Genomic DNA, 19,397 nt, shown 5'->3' with positions numbered 1-19,397 from the left:
GGCGGCTCGGGCAGTGGTTGACAGCCTGTCAGCAAGAGGCCCCGCGGGGAAGTGCGAGGACGGCGGACCTGCACGGAAGCGCTCACCGGGGGATGGCATCATGAACGGCGTGGGAGCAGACGTGACCGAGGTGTTCGAGCAGCACAGGCCGATCCTGGACGGGGTGGCCTACCGGATGCTCGGCCGGGTGGCCGACGCGGAGGACGTGGTCCAGGAGGCGTGGCTGCGCTGGTCCGCCGCCGACCGGGACGAGGTCCGCGAGCCCCGCGCCTTCCTGGTGCGCGTCACGACCCGCCTCGCCATCGACCGGCTGCGCCAGGTCCAGGCCCGCCGCGAGGCGTACGTCGGCCCGTGGCTGCCCGAGCCGCTGGCCACCGACGTGCGGTCCGAGCCCGCGCCGGAGGGCGCCGACCGCGCGATGCTCGCCGAGTCCGTCTCGCTGGCCGTGCTGGTGGTGCTGGAGTCGCTCTCGCCGCTGGAGCGCGCGGTGTTCGTGCTGCGCGAGGCCTTCGGCTTCCCGTACGCCGAGATCGCCACGGCCCTCGACCGCGGCGAGGCCGCCGTGCGCCAGCTCGCCGGGCGCGCCCGGCGGCACGTCGAGGAGCGCAAGCCCCGCTTCGAGGTCGATCCCCGGCAGCAGCGCGTCCTGACCGAGCGCTTCCTGGAGGCGGCCGTCGGCGGCGACCTCGGCGGGCTGCTGAAGGTCCTCGCGCCCGACGTGCGGCTCGTCTCCGACAGCGGCGGCAAGGCGAAGGCGCCCCTGCGCGTCGTCACGAGCGCGGACAAGGTCGGCCGCTTCCTCGCCGCGGTCGGCCCGGAGGCCGGGGAGCGCAGCATGAGCTTCACGTTCCTGGAGGTCAACGGCGGCCTGGGCCTGCTGGCCATGGTCGACGGGCGCCCCTTCGCCGCGTTCGCGGCCGATATCGCGGACGGCCTGATCCGGACCCTCTACCTCATCAACAACCCCGACAAGCTCGCCACGCTCGCCGCCTCACAGTCCTCCTGAGATCCGCAGCACGGCCCCGGAGGCGTACGAGGCCTCGTCGGAGAGCAGCCAGGCCACCGCGTCCGCGATCTCCTCGGGCTCGCCGGGCCGCCGCGCGGGCGTGATCTCCGCCTTCTTCCAGGCCCGGTCCGGGTCGCCCATCGCCGCGTGCATGTCGGTGAGCACGGAGCCGGGCTGCACGGAGTTGATCCGCACGCCCTCGGGCCCGAACTCCTTGGCCAGGCCGACGGTCATCGCGTCCACGGCCGCCTTCGACGCCGCGTAGTGCACGTACTCGCCGGGGGAACCGAGGGTCGCGGCGCACGAGGAGATGTTCACGATCGCGCCGCCCCTGCCGCCGTACGCCGTGGACATCTCGCGCAGGGCCCGCCGGGCGCACAGCAGCGCGCCCGTCACGTTGACGTCCACCACGCGGCGCATCACCTCGGTCGAGGTCTCCGTGAACCGGCCCAGCGGGCCGCTCACCGCCGCGTTGTTCACCAGCCCCGTGACCGGTCCGAGCCGGTCGCGCACGGTGTCGAAGAGCGCGTCGACCTCCGCGTCCACGCTGGTGTCCATCCGGACGGCCACCGCCTCGGAGCCCGCCTCCCGCACGGCCTCGACGGTGCGGGCGGCGGCCTCCTCGTCCCGCGCGTACCCGATGCCGACGCGGTGCCCGGCGCGGGCCAGCCGCACCGCCGTCGCGGCCCCGATGCCGCGGCTGCCGCCGGTGACGACGGTGACGTGCTGCTGGTCGGTGGTGCGCGGACGGGACATGAAGCCTCCTGAGATTCTGATCGATGATCGATCATTACAAGCGGATGAATCCCCGACAACCCCTTGCGACAGGTCGCCTGATTGGTCTTGACCAAGGGTTAAGGCAGCCTTATGGTTCGGGCATACGCAAGGACCTTTAAAAAACAAGCACACATAAACACCGCTGGAATTACGGGGATTGCGGAGGCAAGGGTGGGGACCACGACGCTGGAGACGGTGCCGGAGCCGAAGTACTGGCACCTCAAGACCGTGCTGTCGGACGCACTGGACTCGGAGTTCGCGGTGGGGGAGATCCTGCCGAACGAGCGCGAGCTGGCCGCCCGCTTCGGCGTGGCCCGCGCCACGCTGCGCCAGGCCCTCGAACAGCTCGAACTGGAGGGCAGGCTCCAGCGCCGCAGGGGCGTCGGCACCACCGTCGCGCCGCCCCGCGTCGGCGTGGACGTCGGCCCCGCGCAGGGCGGAGCCCAGGGCTGGCCCGGCAGCGCCGCCGACGTCTGGCACACCGAGGGCCACGAGGACACCGCGCCGCCCGCCGCCGTGGCCCGCCTCCTGGAGACCGCCGAGGACACCCCCGTGCACGCGGTGCGCCGCAGCCGTACGAGCGGGGGGCAGCCCGTCGCCACGGAGGTGCTGTACGTGCCGGGGGCCTCCGTGCCCGGCCTCCCCGCGGACTCCGGCGAGGACACGGAGACGTCCGGCGTCGCCCGCGCCCGCGCCGTCCTGCGCGAGCTGCACCGGCTCGCACTCGACGGGCAGGACCGCAGCGTCGAGCTGGGCTCCGCCCGCGCGGACGACGCCCGCCGCCTCGACCGGCTGCCCGGAGCGCCGGTCCTCGTCGTCACGACGCGTTACGTGGTGGACCGGCGGACGGCGGCGGTCGGTGTCGCCACGTTCCGCGCCGACACCTGCCGGCTGAACTTCGCCGACACAGGAGCCGACCCGGTACTCGCGGGCTGACGCCTCCTCCCTTGCCGCTTGCCCGATTCGCCCCGCCAGGGGCGCGGGGAACTGCGCGAGCGGCCACAGTGTGCGCGCGGGTGGTCTGCGGCGGACAGGGGCTGCCCCTGTCCGCGCATCGCGGGCCGCGGCCGCGTCGTGGCTGGGCGCGCAGTTCCCCGCGCCCCTAAGGGGTCAGGTCCGATGGGGCGGTCAGGCCGAACCGGCGCCCTCTACCGTGAAGAGTTCGCCCTCCACATGGTCCAAGGCCAAACGCAGGGCGCCCGTGGCGACCGCGGCCTCGCCCAGGCGGGAGAGGGCGACGCGCGGCGGCCGCAGACAGTAGCGCTCCAGTTCGGCGCGGAGCGGGTCGAGGACGCCGTCGAGCCCCGAGGCCCAGCCGCCGACCACCAGCAGTTCGGGGTCGAGCGCGAGCACCAGCGCCGCCGCGTCGTGCACGAGCCGCTGGATGAAGCGGTCCATCGCGCGCCCGGCGCGCTCGTCCCCGCTGCGCGCGAGCGCGAACACCTGGGCGACGGCGGACTCGTCGAGCGGATGCAGCGGCTCGTCCGTCGTGGACAGCAGCCGTTCCGGCAGCACCTCGCGGCCCAGCAGGTGCAGCGCGCCGATCTCGCCCGCCGCGCCCCCGTACCCCCGGTGCAGCCGCCCGCCGATGAGCGAGCCCGCGCCGGGGCTGAGCCCGGCCAGCATCATGACCACGTCGTCGCAGCCGCGCGCCGCGCCCTTCCAGTGCTCCGCGAGGACGCCGAGGTTGGCGTCGTTCTCCACCAGCACCGGGCAGCGGAACGAACGCCGCAGCCGCTCGCCCAGCGGCAGTCCCGTCCAGCCCGGCAGCGCCGTGCCGAGCCGTACCGTGCCGTCGGCCTCCACGATGCCCGGCGAGCCGACGCCCACCGCGCGCAGCGTGCCCCGCGAGATGTCGGTCCTGCGCAGCAGTTCGGCGACGGTGCTGCGGGCGCGCTCCAGCCGTTCGTCGGCCGGCGCGGTCTCCGTGACCTCGCGCGCCAGGGTGCCCGCGATGTGTCCCGTCAGGTCGGAGACCACGGCCGCGACCCGGTGCGGGCCGATCTCCAGGCCCAGCAGATGGCCCGCCTCGGCGCGGAACCGGAAGCGGCGGGCCGGGCGGCCCCGGCGCGCGGAACCGCGCCCCTCGCCCGGGTCCTCGGCGGCCTCCTGCACGAGCCCCGCCTCGGTCAGCCCCTCGACGACGCCCTCGACGGTGGGCCGCGACAGGCCGGTGGCGTGGACCAGCTCGGTCAGGGTGAGGGCGTGCGGACCGTCCGGGCCGCGCAGCGCCCGCAGCACGACCGTCGAGTTGATCCGTCGCAGCAATGACGGATCCCGCCCGGTGAGCCTCCCCAACGTCCGCCTCCCTGCTGGCTGTGCGCGTGAGGCGGATCGTAACGGGTCACGGCGATCACGGCGAGTGGCGGTACGGCGGGCTCCGCTCCTCGTCGAGCGCTGGGCCGCCCTGAGCCGCTGTCAGTGGGGGACGGTTGACTGGTCCCATGTCTTCCGTATCCCTTCCCGCCGCCGTCGAGCGGCTGTTGGCGCGCCCGGGCGCGCGCGTCGAGGACTTACGGACGGCGAGCCCGCCGCCGGAGGACCCGGACGCGGCCGACGCGCGCGCGGACGAGGAGGAGATGTACGCGGAGTGCGAGGCGCTGGTCGCCGCGCTCGCCCGCGCGTGGGGCGAGCCGGGGATCCTCGACCTCGCGCCGTTCCTGGAGCGCACGGTGAGCGGGGAGCCGGTGCCGGAGCCGCTCACCGGCCTGTGCGGCCATGTCGCGGAGCTGGCCGTCTGGCCGGTCGGCGGGCGCTGGTTCGGCCTCGGCGTGGTGCCGTACGGGGACATGTTCCCGGCCCGCCTCGTCGCGGTCCTGGGGGCGGAGGGCCCGCCTCCGCTCAGTCCTCCCGACGCTCCTGGCGGGGCGCGTGACGGGCGCTGAAGGCCAGCAGCGGCTCGGCCGTACGCGCGGGGTCCTCCATCATCGGGGAGTGCCCGAGACCGGGCAGCAGCTCCACGCGCGCGCCCGGCACCGCGCGGTAGTCCTCGGCGGAGGCGGAGGACCACCGCCGGTCGTCCGCGCCGAAGAGCACCAGCAGGGGCAGTCCGAGCTCCGCGAGCCGGTCGGGGAGGGGCCGCCGCTCCAGGTAGGCGCTCGACGCCCGCAGGGTCGAGACGAAGGAGTGGTACGTCATCCCGCGTACGTCGTCCACGAGGCCCTGCGGGATCCGGAAGCCCGGCCGGCTGAACGCGGCGGCCATGGCTCCCAGGATCTGTTCGTCGGTCAGGTCCGGCCACTGCTCGGGCGTGAGGGGGACCACGTCGCCGCGGATGAACGCGTCCAGGCGCGGCCCGGAGTTGAGGAGCGCGAGCGCGGTCACCAGGCCGGGCCGCTGCTCGGCGAGGGAGGTCGCGACCGAGCCTCCGGTGGAGTGGCCGACCACGAGGGCGCGCCGGACGCCCAGCCGGTCGAGCACCGCGCCCGCCCTGCGTGCCTGGTCGGGGATCTCGTAGCCCGGCCCGTCCGGCTTGGCCGAGCGGCCGTGCCCGAGCAGATCGAGACGGACGACGTGATGGGCCCGGGCCAGGAACGGGACCAGCGGGTCCCACGTACGGGCCGAGGCGGCGGAGCCGTGGATGAGCAGGAGTGCGGGGGCGTCGCGGGGGCCGTCCTGGCACACATGGACGGCGCCGTCGTCGGTCCCGTCCCTCGCTTCGTCGGAAACAGTCATGGGGCCACTGTCGGTGCCGGTCCGCGGCGGGGGATTGCACAAATGTTCCCGGCCGGGGGCGCTCGTAGCATGGGGACATGCGCTCCCCCGCCCCGGAACGAGAGGGCGACGACACGCTCGTCTGGAACGTCGCGTGCCCGACGCGGCCCAGCAGCGTGCCCGGCGTCGCCATGGCGGGCTTCAGCGACCGGGGCCGCCTCCCCGAGGGCCAGCGGCTCATCCCGCACCCGGCCGTGACGCTCGTCCTCGACTTCGGTCCCGCCCCGCCCGTCGTGGACGCCGCCGACGGGCGGCGGCACCGGGGGAGCCTCGTCGCCGGGCTCGGCCTCGGCGGCGCGCTCTGGGCCCGGGGCGACGACCTCGCGTGTGTCCAGGTACGGCTCTCCCCGGTGACCGCGGGCGCGGCGCTGGGCGTACGGCCGGACGAACTGGAGGGCGCGGTGGTGCCCCTGGACGCGCTGTGGGGCCGGGACGCGGCGCGGATCGGCGAACGGCTCGGCGAGGCCGCCTCCTGGGAGGAGCGCTTCGCGCTCACGGACGCGCTGCTCGCCCGGCGTTGCGCGGCGGCCACCCCGGCGAACGCGGTGGACCCGGAGGTGAACCGGGCCTGGGACCGGCTCGTCGCCAGCCGCGGCCGTGCCCGGGTCGAGCGGCTGGCGGACGAGGTCGGCTGGAGCCGCAAGCGGCTCTGGTCCCGGTTCCGCGCCCAGGTCGGCATGGGCCCCAAGCGCGCCGCGAAGCTCGTCCGCTTCGACCACGCGGCGCACCGCCTGGCGGCGGGCCACGACACGGCCCGCGTCGCCGCTGAGGGCGGCTACACCGACCAGTCCCATCTGCACCGCGACGTCGTCGCGTTCACCGGAGTGACGCCGACGGGCGTCGCCCGCGCGTCGTTCCTCACGGTGGACGAGACGGCATGGCCGACCTTGCCACTGGGCGGCGTGAACGCCGGCAAGACCGTGTAAAGGGTGTCGCTCGTTTCTCCCCCCCCCACTGCGCTTGGGAGGTCTGCACATGGGGGCACTCCCTGCTCGAAGAGCTTGGGGGAGCAGGGCCGGCAAGCGCAGCCCCCTGCGCCGGGTGCGCGCGTACGAGGGCCGGGTTCGGGCTGCTCCGTGCCGTGCTTCGCGGGCCGCGCCCGCGTCGTGGCCGGGTGCGCAGTTCCCCGCACCCCCTGAAGCGCTCCTTCGGAGCCGCTTCAGGGGGTGCGGCGCCCGCTGCCGACGGCACAGGGGCCGCCGGGCACGTCGGACCTAGCCGGCGTCCGGTCGCCACGCCGCCTCGCGGAGGCGGGCGAACTCGGCCGCGAGCGACTTCGGCGTCCAGTGGGCGTTGAGCCCGCTCGGGCTCGGGAGGACCCAGATACGGGTGGGGCCCAGCATGGACTCCTGCGGGCCCACCCGCGCGGCACGGTCGTCGAACGCGGTGCGGTAGGCGCCGATGCCGAGGACCGCGAGCCAGGCCGGACGCAACCGCCCGACCTTGGCGCGCAGGGCCTCGCCGCCCAGGCGGTACTCCTCGTCGTCCAGCTCGTCGGCGCGGGCCGTGGCACGCTCCACGACGTTCGTGATGCCCAGGCCGTACGACGGCAGCTCGCTCTCCTCGTCCGGGCGGAGCTGCCGGGGCGTGAAGCCCGAGGCGTGCAGCGCGGGCCAGAAGCGGTTGCCGGGGCGCGCGAAGTGGTGGCCCGTCGCCGCCGACATCAGGCCCGGGTTGATCCCGCAGAACAGCACGTGAAGCCCCTCGGCCACCACGTCCGGCACGAGCAGGCCGCGCGCGGCCTCCAGCTCCTCCCGGGACAGCCGAGGGGACCAGCCGGTCGTCAGAGGATCGCCCCCGGCGCGTACGCGGCGGCCTCCGGGTGGAGCTTGGTGACCTCCTCGACGCGGGCCACGACCTCGGCGACCTGGCCCTCCGCCGCGCCGGTGAAGGAGAGGCGGTCGGCCATCAGGGCGTCGAGCCGCTCGCGGGTGAGGGGGATGCGGGAGTCGGCGGCGAGCCGGTCCAGCAGCTCGTTGCGCTCCGCGCCCTCGCGCATCGCGAGCGCCGAGGCGACCGCGTGTTCCTTGATGGCCTCGTGCGCGGCCTCGCGGCCCACGCCCTCCCGTACGGCCGCCATCAGCACCTTCGTGGTGGCCAGGAACGGCAGGTAGCGGTCCAGTTCGCGGGAGACCACGGCGGGGAAGACGCCGAACTCGTCCAGCACCGTCAGGAACGTCTCCAGCATCCCGTCGAACGCGAAGAACGCGTCCGGCAGCGCCACGCGGCGCACCACGGAGCAGGAGACGTCGCCCTCGTTCCACTGGTCGCCCGCCAGCTCGCCGGCCATCGAGGCGTAGCCGCGCAGGATGACCATGAGGCCGTTGACGCGCTCGCAGGAGCGGGTGTTCATCTTGTGCGGCATCGCGGAGGAGCCGACCTGGCCCTCCTTGAAGCCCTCGGTCACCAGCTCCTGGCCCGCCATCAGCCGGATCGTCTTGGCGAGCGAGGAGGGGGCGCCGCCCAACTGGACGAGCGCGGAGACCACTTCGTAGTCGAGCGAACGCGGGTAGACCTGGCCGACCGAGGTGAGGGCCTGCTTGAAGCCCAGGTGCTCGGCGACCCGGCGCTCCAGGTCGGCGAGCTTCTCCTGGTCGCCGCCGAGCAGGTCGAGCATGTCCTGCGCGGTGCCGACGGGGCCCTTCACGCCGCGCAGCGGATAGCGGCCCAGCAGGTCCTCCAGCCGCCCGAACGCGGCCAGCAGCTCGTCGGCGCCCGTCGCGAACCGCTTGCCGAGCGTGGTGGCCTGCGCCGCGACGTTGTGCGAACGGCCCGCCATCACCAGCGCCGCGTGCTCGCCCGCGAGCTTCCCGAGCCGCGCCAGCAGCGCCACCGTACGGTCCCGGACCAGCTCCAGGGAGAGGCGGATCTGGAGCTGCTCGACGTTCTCCGTCAGATCCCGCGAGGTCATGCCCTTGTGGATCTGCTCGTGGCCCGCCAGCGCGTTGAACTCCTCGATGCGGGCCTTCACATCGTGCCGCGTCACCTTCTCGCGCGCGGCGATCGAGGCGAGGTCGACGTCCTCCAGCACCCGCTCGTAGTCCGCGACGGCCTCCTCGGGCACCGCGATGCCCAGGTCCCGCTGCGCCTTCAGCACGGCGAGCCACAGCCGCCGCTCCAGGACGATCTTGGCTTCGGGGGACCAGAGGCGGACCAGCTCGGGGGAGGCGTAGCGGGACGCGAGGACGTTCGGGATGCGCGGCTTGTCAGTCACGTCTACGCAGTCTACGGGCAGGTCTACGCGGTCCCGTCAGTGCCCGTCGGCGCAGGCCACGGGCGCCAGCTCGGGGCGCTTGGGCGGTCTGCCGTCGCCCGAGGAGCGGCCCGTCAGGCGGCGGCCCACCCACGGCAGCAGGTGGACGCGGGTGAAGTGCGCGTCCGCGCGGCGGCGTGCCGCCCACGGCACCGGCGCGGGCGGCGGCAGCGGCGCGTTCCAGTCCGACTCGGCGGGGAATCCGAGCCGCTGCCACACGGCCTCGGCGACCCGGCCGTGTCCCTCGTCGTTGAGGTGCAGCCGGTCCTCGGCCCACATCCGGGGGTCGCCGACGGCCTCCGAGGAGTACACGTCGACGACCGTGGCGCCGTGCCGCGCGGCGACCTCGTCGATGAAGTCGAAGAAGCGCTCGACGCGCGGGCGGTACCGGTCCAGCGTGGGGCCGCGGCGGGCCGGGCTGCGGAAGAGCAGCAGCGTGCCGCAGCTCGGCGCCAGCCGCGCCACCGCGTCCTCGAAGGTGGCGCAGACGCGGTCGATGTCGCAGCGGGGGCGCAGGATGTCGTTCGGGCCGCCGACGAGGCTGACCAGGTCGGCCTCCATGGCCACGGCCCGGTCGATCTGCTCGGCCGCGATCTGCCCGATGAGCTTGCCGCGGACGGCGAGGTTCGCGTAACGGAAGCCGTCCTGCCGGGCGGCGAGGCGGGCGGCCAGCAGGTCCGCCCAGCCCCGGTACGTGCCGTCCGGCAGGAGATCCGACATGCCCTCGGTGAACGAGTCGCCGAGGGCCACGAAGCTGCCGATTCCGCCGGTCGGTGAGGCGGTCGGCGAGCCGGTCGGGGAGCCAGCCGGTGAGCCGGTCGGGGAGGGAGAGTCGTCACGAGTCACGAGCACCGATGATATCCCCGTGCCCACTGCACCGATCAGGGGCTCCGCCCGTACGGACCGGGGCCCGGCCCGTACGGACCGGGGGCTCAGTCGGGCGTGCCGACCAGCTCCCGGAGCACGTCCTCCATGGTCACCACGCCCACCGCGCGCCCGTCCTCGCCGGTGACGGCGGCCAGGTGGGTGCCGCTGGAGCGCATCGCGCCGAGCACGTCGTCCAGCGGCATCGAGGAGCGCACGCGCGCGATCGGCCGCATCGCCGTCACGGGGAACGGCTCCTCGCGCGGGGAGGCGTCCAGCGCGTCCTTGACGTGCAGATAGCCCAGCACCCGGCCGTCCTCGTCGACGACGGGGAAGCGCGAGTACCCGGACTCGGCCGACAGCGCCTCCAGGCCCTCCGGGCTGATGCCCCAGCGGGCCGTGACCATCCGGGACAGCGTGCGGGCGACGTCGCCGACCGGGCGGCGGCCCAGCTCCAGCGCGTCCCGCAGCCGCTCCGTCGAACGGTCGTCGAGCAGGCCCGCCTCACTGGAGTCGGCGACCATCTGCGCGAGGTCGTCGTCGGAGAACGCCGACTCGACCTCGTCCTTCGGCTCCACCCGCAGGAGCTTCAGCAGCGAGTTCGCGAACGCGTTCACCGTGAAGATCACCGGGCGCAGCGCCCGCGCCAGCGCCACCAGCGGCGGGCCCAGCGCCAGCGCGGCCCGCTCGGGCTCGGCCAGCGCGATGTTCTTCGGGACCATCTCGCCCAGCAGCATGTGCAGGTACGTCGCCAGTGTCAGCGCGATCACGAACGAGATCACATGCGCGACCCCGTCCGGCACGCCCACCACGTGGAAGACCGGCTCCAGCAGGTGCGCGATGGCGGGCTCGGCGACGACGCCCAGCACCAGGGTGCACAGGGTGATCCCGAGCTGCGCCGCCGCCAGGAGCTGAGAGACGTGCTCCAGGCCCCACAGGACCTTCCGCGCCCGCTTGTCGCCGTTCTCCGCGTGCGGCTCGATCTGCGCGCGGCGCACCGAGATCAGCGCGAACTCGGCGCCGACGAAGAAGGCGTTGACCACCAGCGTCAGCAGTCCGATGAAGAGCTGCACCGCCGTCATCGCCGTACCTCCTCGTCCTCGTCGGCCGCCAGCTCGGCGGGGGTCGGCCCGGTGAGCCGTACGCGCGCCGCGCGGCGGCCCGCCGCGTCGGCGACCTCCAGGCGCCAGCCCGCGACCTCGACCGTGTCGCCCCGCTCGGGGATGCGGCCCAGCTCGGTCGCTACCAGTCCGGCCAGCGTCTCGTACGGGCCCTCCGGGGCGCGCAGCCCGATCGCCTCCAGTTGGTCGGTGCGCGCGGCGCCGTCCGCGTCGAACAGGCGGCGGCCCTCCTCGTCCTCACCGGCCGGGGCCAGGTCGGGCGTCTCCAGCGGGTCGTGCTCGTCGCGGACCTCGCCCACGACCTCCTCGATGATGTCCTCCAGCGTCACGACGCCGGCCGTGCCGCCGTACTCGTCGATGACGACCGCGATCGAGCGGTCCCCGCCCGAGAGCTGGTCCAGAAGCCGGTCCACGGTCAGCGACTCGGGTACGAGCAGCGGCTCGCGCATCAGGTCCGTCACGGGGCGCAGCCGCCGCTCGTCGGCCGGGACCGCCAGCACGTCCTTGATCCGCACGATGCCGACGACCGTGTCGAGGCCGCCCCGGTAGACGGGGAAGCGGGACAGGCCGGTGGCGCGCGTCGCGTTGGCGACGTCCTCGGCGGTGGCCTGCACCTCCAGGGACGTGACCTGCACGCGCGGCGTCATCACGTTCTCCGCGGTCAGCTCCGCCAGGTGCAGCGTCCGTACGAACAGGTCCGCCGTGTCCTCCTCCAGCGCGCCCTCCTTCGCGGAGTGCCGCGCCAGCGCCACCAGTTCCTGCGGCGAACGGGCCGAGGCCAGCTCCTCCGTGGGCTCCAGGCCCATGCGCAGCAGGATGCGGTTGGCGGTGTTGTTCAGATGCCGGATCAGCGGCCGGAACGCGGCGGAGAAGACCCGCTGCGGGGTCGCCACGCGCCGGGCCACCGGCAGCGGCTTGGAGATCGCCCAGTTCTTGGGCACCAGCTCGCCGATCACCATCAGCACGACCGTGGACAGCGCGGTGCCCAGCACCAGCGCCACGGACGAGGAGGCCGAGCGGGGGATGCCCAGCGATTCGAGCGGGCCCGAGATCAGCGCGGCGATGGACGGCTCGGCGAGCATGCCGACGACGAGGTTCGTGACGGTGATGCCGAGCTGGGCGCCGGAGAGCTGGAAGGTCAGCGAGCGCACGGCCTCCAGCGCGCTGCGCGCGCCGCGGTCCCCGCGCTGCTCGGCGCGCTCCAGCTCGCTGCGCTCGACGGTCGTGAGCGAGAACTCCGCCGCGACGAAGGCGCCGCACGCGAGGGCCAGCAGCAGTGCCACCAGCAGCAGAAGCACCTCGGTCATCGAGCCGTCACCTCCCTCCCATGGTCGGGCAGGGCGCGCCGGGGCGCTCGGTGTCCTTCTCCTGAACGGGGTCTGTGACTACTACTGGGAGGGTCGCCCATGGGCGGACGCTCACACCTTTCGATCGCGATGAGGCGCGGTCCGTACCCGTACGGACCGGCGCGGGAGCTGTTCATCGTAAACGGAGCGGTCCCGCACCGGGTTCCCGGAGCACGTCAGCGGCTTGCGGCGGGTGCCGGGCCGCCGCTCAGGGGCTTCACCCAGCGGCTCCACTGAGGCTGCGGAGCGTAACCGGCGGCGGTCCACGCGTGGTGCGCGCGCTCGTTGTCGTCCAGCACCATCGCGTCACCGCGCCGCCCGCCGAGCGCCGCGAAGCGCTCCTCGGCGGCGGCCAGCAGCGCCCGCGAGACGCCGCGGCGGCGCGCGGAGGGGTGGACGGCGAGCCGGTAGAGCGAGCAGCGCCAGCCGTCCCATCCGGCGATGACGGTGCCGACCAGGCGCCCGCCCGCTTCCGCGAGGATCAGCGCCTCGGGGTCGCGGTCGAGGAGCCGCGCCACCCCGTCCCGGTCGTCGCTCACGCTGGTGCCCTCGGCGGCCTCCGCCCAGAAGGCCAGCACGCCGTCGATGTCGGCCGCGTCCGCGGCCCGTATCCGAAGCTCGTCCATGACGGCATCCCAGCACCGGGCCCGGCGCGCGGGCCAGCGGATTTCACCCCCTGAGCTCCTCGATCACCGGCGCGAACGCCTCCATGTACGGGTCGAGGACCGTCCAGTACGAGAAGCCGAAGCGGTCCCGGTGCGCCCTGAGCTGCTCCGCGATCTCCTTGACGGAGCCCAGCAGCAGCGCGGGGTGGCCGAGCATCTGTTCCTCGGTCATCTCGGGCCCGTACGGCGGCAGCCCGCGGAGTTCCGCGCGCCGGTCGGAGGTGAGGGCGACGTACTGGACCAGGTAGTTCAGCTCGTACGGCTCGGTGCGGGCCGCCGCGAAGCCGCGGAACGCGGCGACCCGGTCCTCCAGCTCGTCCGGCGGGGCCAGCCGCAGCGTGCCCAGCGGCTCGCCGCGCACCTGCCGCGCGCCGGTGAACGCCACGACCGACGCCTTGCGCGCCGCCAGCCGCAGCACCCGGTCGCCGTTGCCCCCGATGAGCAGCGGCACCGTCTCCTGGCGGGGCTGCGGCACGTGCTCGGGGTCCGCCAGCAGCCGCGCCAGCTCGGCGACGGTGTGCTCCAGGTGCCCGACCCGTCGGCCGGGCGAGCCCCACGGCAGCCCCGCGCGGTCGTGCTCGGCCTTGACGTACCCGGCGCCGAGGCCCAGCTCCAGCCGCCCGTCCGTGAGCTGGTCGCAGGTGGCCACCTCGCGGGCCAGCAGCGCCGGGTTCCACAGTCCGGCGTTGAGCACGAAGGTGCCGAGCCGCGGCCGCTCGGTGACCGCCGCCGCGGTCGCCAGCGCGCTGAACGGCGCGCACATCCCCAGGTGGTCGGGCACCTGGACGACGTCGTACGCCAGCTCCTCCGCCCGACGGCAGCGCTCCCGGAACGCCTCGCCGGTGTCGAAGGTGATCATATTGACCCCGAACCGGAACGGCCGCACGCCCATGCCGAACTCCTCACTCTCGCCGGTGAGTTGACCGCTGCGCATCCTACGGGTGCGCTGCCCCGCGCCGGAGACGTACGCCCGCGAGCCCCGGCCCGTGGCCGGACCCCGCGCCGAGCGGGCGGCGGCCCGCGGCACCGGCCAGGCCCGTGGCGGGGCTTCGCGCCGGGGAGACACCGGCTACGAGTGACCGGGGAGCGGGAGCGTATGCCTCGCGTACGGGATGCCCCGGCCGCCGGAGGCGGCGGCTGGCCGGGTCGGGCAGGCGCGCCCCCTCCGGCGCGTGGATCCGGTGGGCGACGTACCGGCGGTGGTCGTTCGCGGTGGGTGGGAGCGGGTGTTCGGCCGTGGCAGGTGGCGTTCACTCGTGGGCGATGGCCGCCAGGACGTTCATGCGTGAGGCGCGCAGGGCCGGGAGGAGGGCGGCGATCAGGCCTACCACCGCCGAGCCCACCACGACGGCGACGACCGTCCACCACGGGATGCCGAGCGCCTTCATGCCCTCCAGCGCCAGCACCTCCCGCGCGGCCAGGCCCCACACCAGGCCCAGGCCGAGGCCGAGGACCGCGCCGAAGACCGCGATGACGACCGACTCCAGGCGGATCATCCGGCGGAGCTGCCGTCTCGCCAGGCCGATCGCGCGCAGCAGGCCGATCTCGCGGGTGCGTTCGATGACGGACAGGGCCAGGGTGTTGACCACGCCGAGCACCGCGATCACGATCGCGAGGCCCACCAGCGCGAACAGCAGATAGAGCAGCACCGCGATCTGCTCCCGTACCAGGTCCTTGTAGTCGGCCCGGTCCCGCACCTTGACCTGCGGGTACGGATCCAGGACGCGCTCCAGCTCCCGGCGCAGCTCGCCGGTGTCCTTGCCGGGGCCCGCCGCGACCAGCAGTGCCGCGTCCTGTCCGCCGGGCTGGGCCCTGTTCAGGGTCGGCATGCCGATGACGATGTCGCCGACGCCGCCGCCCCCGCCGGTGTCCTCCGCGGTGATGCCCGCGACGGTGAGGGTCTCGCGGGCGCCGTTGGAGAAGCGGGCCCGCATCCGGTCGCCGACCTCCAGCTCGTGCCGCGCGGCGAACTTCCGCGCCACGCTGGCCCGTCCGGGGCGCAGCGAGGCCTCGATGCCGCCCGCCACGTAGTCGGACGACGTCACCTTCTCCAGCCCCCTGTCGGCGGCCACCGCGACCTTCTCGGCCGTGTCCCCGCCGGGCAGCGTGAGCCGCATCTGCACGAACCGCTGCCGTACGAGCGTTCCTACGCCCCGCGCCGAGCGGACCTTCTCGGTGATCTCCTGGGGGAACGGCAGGAAGCTGTCGTTCTGCACCACGAAGTCCGCGCCGAGCGACTTGTCGATCTGCTCGTCGAAGGACTTGGTGATCGAGGCCGCCGCCACCGACATCCCCACGACCAGCGCGAGGCCCACCATCAGCGCCGAGGCCGTCGCGCCCGTACGGCGCGGGTTGCGCAGCGCGTTGCGCTGGCTCATCCGGCCGACCGCCCCGAAGAACCGGGGGAAGGCCCCGCCCAGCACCCGGATCACCGGGCGTACGAGCAGGGGCCCGGCGACGACCGTCGCGATCAGCGTGCACACGATGCCGACGGCCAGCAGCCCGGCCGCGTCGCCGGTGTCCGTGCTGCGCGCGCAGCCCGCGAGCGCCGCCGCGCCCAGTGCCGCCACCACCAGGCCCACCACGGCCCGTACGCGCAGCGGCCGTCCGACGCCCGCGACCTCCACGTCGGCGAGCGCCGCCATGGGGGAGACCCGCGCCGCGCGGCGCGCGGGCAGATAGGCGGCCACGAAGGTCACTCCGAGGCCCACCGCGTACGCCGCCACCGGGGTCGGCCAGGTGAAGGCGATCTGCGCCGCGTCCAGGTTCATCCCGAACGCGCTCATCAGCCCGATCAGGCCGAGCGCGAGGCCGATCCCGGCGCCCAGCCCCAGCGTCGAGCCGACCAGGCCCAGCAGCAACGCCTCGGTCAGCACCGAGCGCCGCACCTGCCGCCGGTCGGCGCCCAGGGCGCGCAGCAGGCCCAGTTCGCGGGTGCGCTGCGCGATCAGCATCGAGAAGGTGTTGACGATCAGGAAGATCCCGACCAGCACCGCCACCCCGGCGAAGCCGACCATCACATAGGTGAGGATGTCGAGGAACTCGCCGATGTCCGCCGCCTGCGACTCGGCCTGCTCACCGGCGGTCTCCAGCTCGAACGCGCCCGGGTCGTCCAGCGCCGCCGCGATCCGCCGCTTGAGCCGGTCGTCCGACACGCCGGGCTCCGCCTCGGCCGAGACGCCCGTGGCCACGCCGGGCTTCCCCAGCAGCTCGCGCTGCGCCGTGCCGGTCTCCAGGAACACCAGCGTCGCGCCCGGATTGGTGGTGGTGAAGGTCGCGATGCCCACGATCCGCACCGTGAAGCTGCCGGGGGCCGCCATGACCGTGAGCCGGTCGCCGATCTCCAGGTCCCTGCGGTCGGCCGTGTCGGCGTCGAGCAGGGCCTCTCCGGCGCCGCGGGGCGCGTGGCCGCTGGTGAGCTTCACCGGACTGCGGTCGGACACGTACCAGTTGACGGCGAGGGTGGGCGCGCCGGTGGTCGAGCCGATCGCCTCGTTCTTCCGGTCGACGACCGTGAGGTTCTCGGCCGACACGTCGATCCGGCTCCTGGCGACGCCCTCGACCCGTGCGACCTTCTCGCGGGTGGACTCGGGCAGCGTCTCGATCCGGCCCGAGGGGAACTGGCTCTCCTCGTCGAACTCGGACTTCGGCGTGACCGTCACGTCTGCCGCCGTCGACTTGAACAGCTCGTCGAACGTACGGCTCACGGTGCCGGAGAAGATCAGGCTGCCGGAGACGAAGGCCACGGACAGCAGCACGGCCAGACAGGAGAGCAGCATCCGGCCCTTGTGGGCGAGGAAGCTCCGCAGCGTCGCGCGCAGCACGGCGGCGTCCCCCGGCCTCAGCCGTGCCTGATCACATCGAACTGCTTCATGCGCTCCAGGACCGTCTCGGCCGTGGGGTTCTCCATCCGGTCCACGATCTTGCCGTCACCGAGGAAGAGCACGAGGTCCGAGTGGGCCGCGGCGCCCGGGTCGTGCGTGACCATGACGACCGTCTGGCCGAGCTGGTCGACGGCCTCGCGCAGGAAGTCGAGCACCTCGGTGCCGGAGCGCGAGTCGAGGTTGCCCGTCGGCTCGTCGGCGAAGATCAGCTCGGGCCGGGAGGCCAGCGCCCGCGCGCACGCCACGCGCTGCTGCTGCCCGCCGGAGAGCTGCGCGGGGCGGTGCCGCAGCCGGTCGCGCAGGCCGAGCGTCTCGATCACGGTGTCCACCCACGCGCGGTCCGGGGCGCGGCCCGCGATGTCCATGGGCAGCGTGATGTTCTCGGCGGCCGAGAGCGTGGGCAGCAGGTTGAAGGACTGGAACATGAAGCCGACCCGGTCCCGGCGGAGCTGGGTGAGCTGCTTGTCGCCGAGCCCCGTGATCTCCGTGTCGCCCAGCCAGACCCGGCCGCCGGAGACCGTGTCGAGCCCGGCGAGGCAGTGCATCAGCGTCGACTTCCCGGACCCCGAGGGGCCCATCACCGCCGTGAACCGCCCCCGTGCGATGTCCACGTCGACCGCGTCCAGCGCCACGACGGCCGTCGGCCCCGTGCCGTAGGTCTTGGTGAGCTGCTCGGCGCGCGCGGCGAGCGGCATTCCGTCGGTCCGGTCCTGTCGTGCGGCTGGCGATGGTGTGGACACCGTGCCTCCCCCGGGTCCCAACTCCCTTGGAGGGCCCGAGAGTACGGGCACGGGAGCCCCGTGGCCATCCGTCGCGCGGACCGGCCTCGGCCCGCGGGCTCGTACCTGGGGAGGAGCCCGCCCCGGCGCGTGTCACACAGGAGCCCCTCCCGTCCGTCGTGTCACTGGGGGCCCGCAGGCACCGGTTCGGGGAGGGGACCGAGGAAGGGAGAGACCCATGGACAGCCCCACGGCCGCGGAGGTGACCGTGATCGGCGGAGGCCTCGCGGGCCTCGTGGCGGCGAACGCCGTCGCCGAGCGCGGACTGCCCGTCCGGCTGTACGAGGCGCACGGCACGCTCGGCGGACGGGGCCGCGCCGCACCGCCGCCGTACGTCGCGCACGAGGGTGCGCACGTCTTCTACGCCGGGATGCCCTACTGGCCCTGGCTGACGGCACGGGGTCTGGTCCCGCCGCTGTGCCGCCCGCCGCTGGCCGAGTCCCGCCCCGGCTTCGTCCGCGACGGGCGGCTGCGCCTCGCGCCCCCGCCTGGCCTGGTCCGCATGATGCTGCCGGACCGTCCCCGTACGGCCCCCGTCGACCAGGACTTCCGCACCTGGGCCACGCGGCGCTACGGCGTGGCGGCTGCGCGCCATGCCGCCCGTGCCCTGGGCGTCGTCACCTACGACGCGGACACCGGGCGGCTCTCCGCCGCCTTCTGCTGGGAGCTGTTCCGCCGGATCTTCACCTTCCGGCGGCCCGCCGTGCGCTGGGTGCGCGGCGGCTGGCAGGCCGTCATCGGCCGGCTGGAGGCCCGCGCCCGCCGCCTGGGCGTACGGATCGAGCTGAACGCCCGGCTCACCGCGCCGCCCGGCGGCGGACCCGTGATCGTCGCCACCGAACTCGCCTCCGCGCGCGCCCTGCTGGGCGACGCCACGCTGCGCGGCACCAGCGGCCACGCCGCGCTGCTCGACCTCGCCGTACGCCGCGCCCCCGGCGACCGCTTCCTCGCCTTCGACCTCGACGCCGGGGGCTTCCACGAGTCGTACTCGGCCCAGGACCCGACCGTGGCCCCGCCCGGCGAGTCGCTGTACCAGCTCACGATGCCGGTCCGCGCGGACGAGACCCCCGCGCGGGCGCGCGAGCGCCTGGAGGCGCTGGCCGGGCTCACCGTCCCCGGCTGGCGCGAACGCGTCACCTGGCGCCGCGCGGGTACCGCCAAGGGCCGCACCGGCGCCCTCGACCTGCCGGGCCGCACCTGGCGCGACCGGCCCGCGGTCGACCGGGGCGACGGCGTCCTCCTCGCCGGGGACATGGTCGCGGCGCCCGGCATGCGCGGCGAGATCGCCGCCCACAGCGCGCTGTGCGCGGCGGACCTCGCTGTGGCGGCTTCCCGCCCTGGCCGCTGCTAGCGCAATAGTGCTAGCTTGACGGTGTGGCCAAGACCCAGATGAACGTACGCGTGGACGAGGAAACCGCACGGGCGGCCCGGGAGCGGGCCCTCGCGCAGGGGGTGAGCGTGAACCGTTACATCGAAGAGCTGGTCCAGCGGGACGCCGCCGAGGTCGGCCGCTCCTTCGTGGACGCGGCGGCCGACTTCATGAAGAGCTACGAGACGGTCTTCGCCGAGGAACTCGGCGGCGCCGACGCCGGGAGGACCACCGGCGGGCCCCAGGCGTGAGCGTCCGCGTCGACCTCGCCTGGCTGCTCATCCTCGCCGAGGAGAAGACCCCCGGCGATCCCCGCGTCACCGACTACGGCGCGCTCGTCGCCGCCGTCAGCCGACACGAGGCGGCCATATTCGGCCGTCCCGTCTACGCCGAGCCGCACGACCGCGCCGCGGCCCTCCTCCAGCTCCTCCTCCACGTCCCGGCCCTGGAGCGCTCGAACGCCCTCTTCGCCTCCGCCGTGGCCTACGGCTATCTCGTCGCCAGCGGCCTCAAGGTCACCACGTCCCCCGAACAGATCCGCGACCTCGCCCGCCTCATCAAGAGCGGCACCGCCGACCTCCGCACGATCGCCGACGAACTCCGCACCTGGACGCTGTGA

The 19,397-nt window shown here is 74.4% G+C and carries 19 protein-coding genes; 7 read left to right on the top strand and 12 right to left on the bottom strand.

The annotated features are described in order from the left end of the window. Positions 1 to 109 precede the first annotated feature (109 nt). Entirely contained in the window at positions 110 to 1,006 is an 897-nt protein-coding gene (locus tag ABD343_RS07635) for an RNA polymerase sigma-70 factor (RefSeq protein WP_344525392.1), read from the top strand. Here the strand turns inward: ABD343_RS07635 and ABD343_RS07630 are convergent. Further along, on the bottom strand, positions 992 to 1,762 hold the full coding sequence (locus tag ABD343_RS07630) for an SDR family oxidoreductase (protein ID WP_344525390.1): 771 nt from the start codon (positions 1,760 to 1,762) through the stop codon (positions 992 to 994). The two genes, ABD343_RS07635 and ABD343_RS07630, sit on opposite strands and share 15 nt — an antisense overlap. A 192-nt stretch (positions 1,763 to 1,954) precedes the next feature. On the opposite strand from ABD343_RS07630, the gene ABD343_RS07625 reads away from it, so the two are divergent. Continuing rightward, positions 1,955 to 2,719 carry a GntR family transcriptional regulator gene (locus ABD343_RS07625; RefSeq protein WP_344525388.1) on the top strand — a complete coding sequence of 255 codons (765 nt, stop codon included), beginning with the start codon at positions 1,955 to 1,957 and terminating at the stop codon, positions 2,717 to 2,719. A gap of 192 nt (positions 2,720 to 2,911) precedes the next feature. On the opposite strand, the gene ABD343_RS07620 is transcribed toward ABD343_RS07625, so the two are convergent. Continuing rightward, complete coding sequence (locus ABD343_RS07620) at positions 2,912 to 4,081, bottom strand: ROK family transcriptional regulator (protein ID WP_344525386.1); 1,170 nt, start codon at positions 4,079 to 4,081, stop codon at positions 2,912 to 2,914. A gap of 146 nt (positions 4,082 to 4,227) precedes the next feature. Between ABD343_RS07620 and ABD343_RS07615 the strand changes: the two genes are divergently transcribed. Then, a complete protein-coding gene (locus tag ABD343_RS07615; protein ID WP_344525384.1) occupies positions 4,228 to 4,668 on the top strand; it encodes a hypothetical protein in 441 nt (146 codons plus the stop codon). On the opposite strand, the gene ABD343_RS07610 is transcribed toward ABD343_RS07615, so the two are convergent. Further along, complete coding sequence (locus ABD343_RS07610; protein WP_344525382.1) at positions 4,625 to 5,458, bottom strand: alpha/beta fold hydrolase; 834 nt, start codon at positions 5,456 to 5,458, stop codon at positions 4,625 to 4,627. The genes ABD343_RS07615 and ABD343_RS07610 overlap by 44 nt on opposite strands. 77 nt (positions 5,459 to 5,535) lie before the next feature. Between ABD343_RS07610 and ABD343_RS07605 the strand changes: the two genes are divergently transcribed. Continuing rightward, positions 5,536 to 6,423, top strand: a complete 888-nt coding sequence (locus ABD343_RS07605) for a helix-turn-helix domain-containing protein (protein WP_344525380.1) — start codon at positions 5,536 to 5,538, stop codon at positions 6,421 to 6,423. A gap of 288 nt (positions 6,424 to 6,711) precedes the next feature. On the opposite strand, the gene mug is transcribed toward ABD343_RS07605, so the two are convergent. The 9 genes from mug to ABD343_RS07560 all read right to left on the bottom strand — a co-directional run bounded on the left by mug (position 6,712) and on the right by ABD343_RS07560 (position 17,325). Beyond that, positions 6,712 to 7,221: a G/U mismatch-specific DNA glycosylase gene (gene mug, locus ABD343_RS07600; RefSeq protein ID WP_344525378.1), complete on the bottom strand. Its 510-nt coding sequence runs from the start codon at positions 7,219 to 7,221 to the stop codon at positions 6,712 to 6,714. A 59-nt stretch (positions 7,222 to 7,280) separates the two neighbouring features. Continuing rightward, on the bottom strand, positions 7,281 to 8,711 hold the full coding sequence (purB, locus tag ABD343_RS07595) for an adenylosuccinate lyase (RefSeq protein ID WP_344525376.1): 1,431 nt from the start codon (positions 8,709 to 8,711) through the stop codon (positions 7,281 to 7,283). Between the two features lie 36 nt (positions 8,712 to 8,747). Further along, a complete protein-coding gene (locus tag ABD343_RS07590; RefSeq protein WP_344525602.1) occupies positions 8,748 to 9,470 on the bottom strand; it encodes an SGNH/GDSL hydrolase family protein in 723 nt (240 codons plus the stop codon). 212 nt (positions 9,471 to 9,682) lie between these two features. Continuing rightward, entirely contained in the window at positions 9,683 to 10,696 is a 1,014-nt protein-coding gene (locus ABD343_RS07585; protein ID WP_344525374.1) for a hemolysin family protein, read from the bottom strand. Continuing rightward, positions 10,693 to 12,042 (bottom strand): hemolysin family protein, encoded by a 1,350-nt coding sequence (locus ABD343_RS07580; protein ID WP_344525372.1) that lies wholly within the window; start codon positions 12,040 to 12,042, stop codon positions 10,693 to 10,695. Before ABD343_RS07580 ends, ABD343_RS07585 begins: the two co-directional genes overlap by 4 nt. Positions 12,043 to 12,257: 215 nt before the next feature. Continuing rightward, positions 12,258 to 12,749 (bottom strand): GNAT family N-acetyltransferase, encoded by a 492-nt coding sequence (locus ABD343_RS07575; RefSeq protein ID WP_344525600.1) that lies wholly within the window; start codon positions 12,747 to 12,749, stop codon positions 12,258 to 12,260. A 1-nt stretch (position 12,750) separates the two neighbouring features. Further along, positions 12,751 to 13,638: an LLM class F420-dependent oxidoreductase gene (locus ABD343_RS07570; protein WP_344525370.1), complete on the bottom strand. Its 888-nt coding sequence runs from the start codon at positions 13,636 to 13,638 to the stop codon at positions 12,751 to 12,753. A 358-nt stretch (positions 13,639 to 13,996) separates the two neighbouring features. Further along, positions 13,997 to 16,570, bottom strand: a complete 2,574-nt coding sequence (locus ABD343_RS07565; RefSeq protein ID WP_344525368.1) for an ABC transporter permease — start codon at positions 16,568 to 16,570, stop codon at positions 13,997 to 13,999. 17 nt (positions 16,571 to 16,587) lie between these two features. Further along, complete coding sequence (locus ABD343_RS07560) at positions 16,588 to 17,325, bottom strand: ABC transporter ATP-binding protein (RefSeq protein ID WP_344525598.1); 738 nt, start codon at positions 17,323 to 17,325, stop codon at positions 16,588 to 16,590. 262 nt (positions 17,326 to 17,587) lie between these two features. On the opposite strand from ABD343_RS07560, the gene ABD343_RS07555 reads away from it, so the two are divergent. From ABD343_RS07555 to ABD343_RS07545, 3 genes are read left to right on the top strand one after another with little or no spacing between them, the layout of a single operon-like run. Continuing rightward, positions 17,588 to 18,760, top strand: a complete 1,173-nt coding sequence (locus ABD343_RS07555; protein WP_344525366.1) for an NAD(P)-binding protein — start codon at positions 17,588 to 17,590, stop codon at positions 18,758 to 18,760. A gap of 23 nt (positions 18,761 to 18,783) precedes the next feature. Further along, positions 18,784 to 19,029: a toxin-antitoxin system HicB family antitoxin gene (locus tag ABD343_RS07550; RefSeq protein ID WP_344525364.1), complete on the top strand. Its 246-nt coding sequence runs from the start codon at positions 18,784 to 18,786 to the stop codon at positions 19,027 to 19,029. Next, positions 19,026 to 19,397 (top strand): fic family toxin-antitoxin system, toxin component, encoded by a 372-nt coding sequence (locus ABD343_RS07545; protein ID WP_344525362.1) that lies wholly within the window; start codon positions 19,026 to 19,028, stop codon positions 19,395 to 19,397. Before ABD343_RS07550 ends, ABD343_RS07545 begins: the two co-directional genes overlap by 4 nt.

Origin of the sequence: Streptomyces albiaxialis, assembly GCF_039530985.1 — a bacterium.
GTDB classification, from domain to species: Bacteria; Actinomycetota; Actinomycetes; order Streptomycetales; family Streptomycetaceae; genus Streptomyces; species Streptomyces albiaxialis.
The sequence above is the reverse complement of the archived record's forward strand: the minus strand, read 5'-3'. Positions and strand labels throughout refer to the sequence as shown.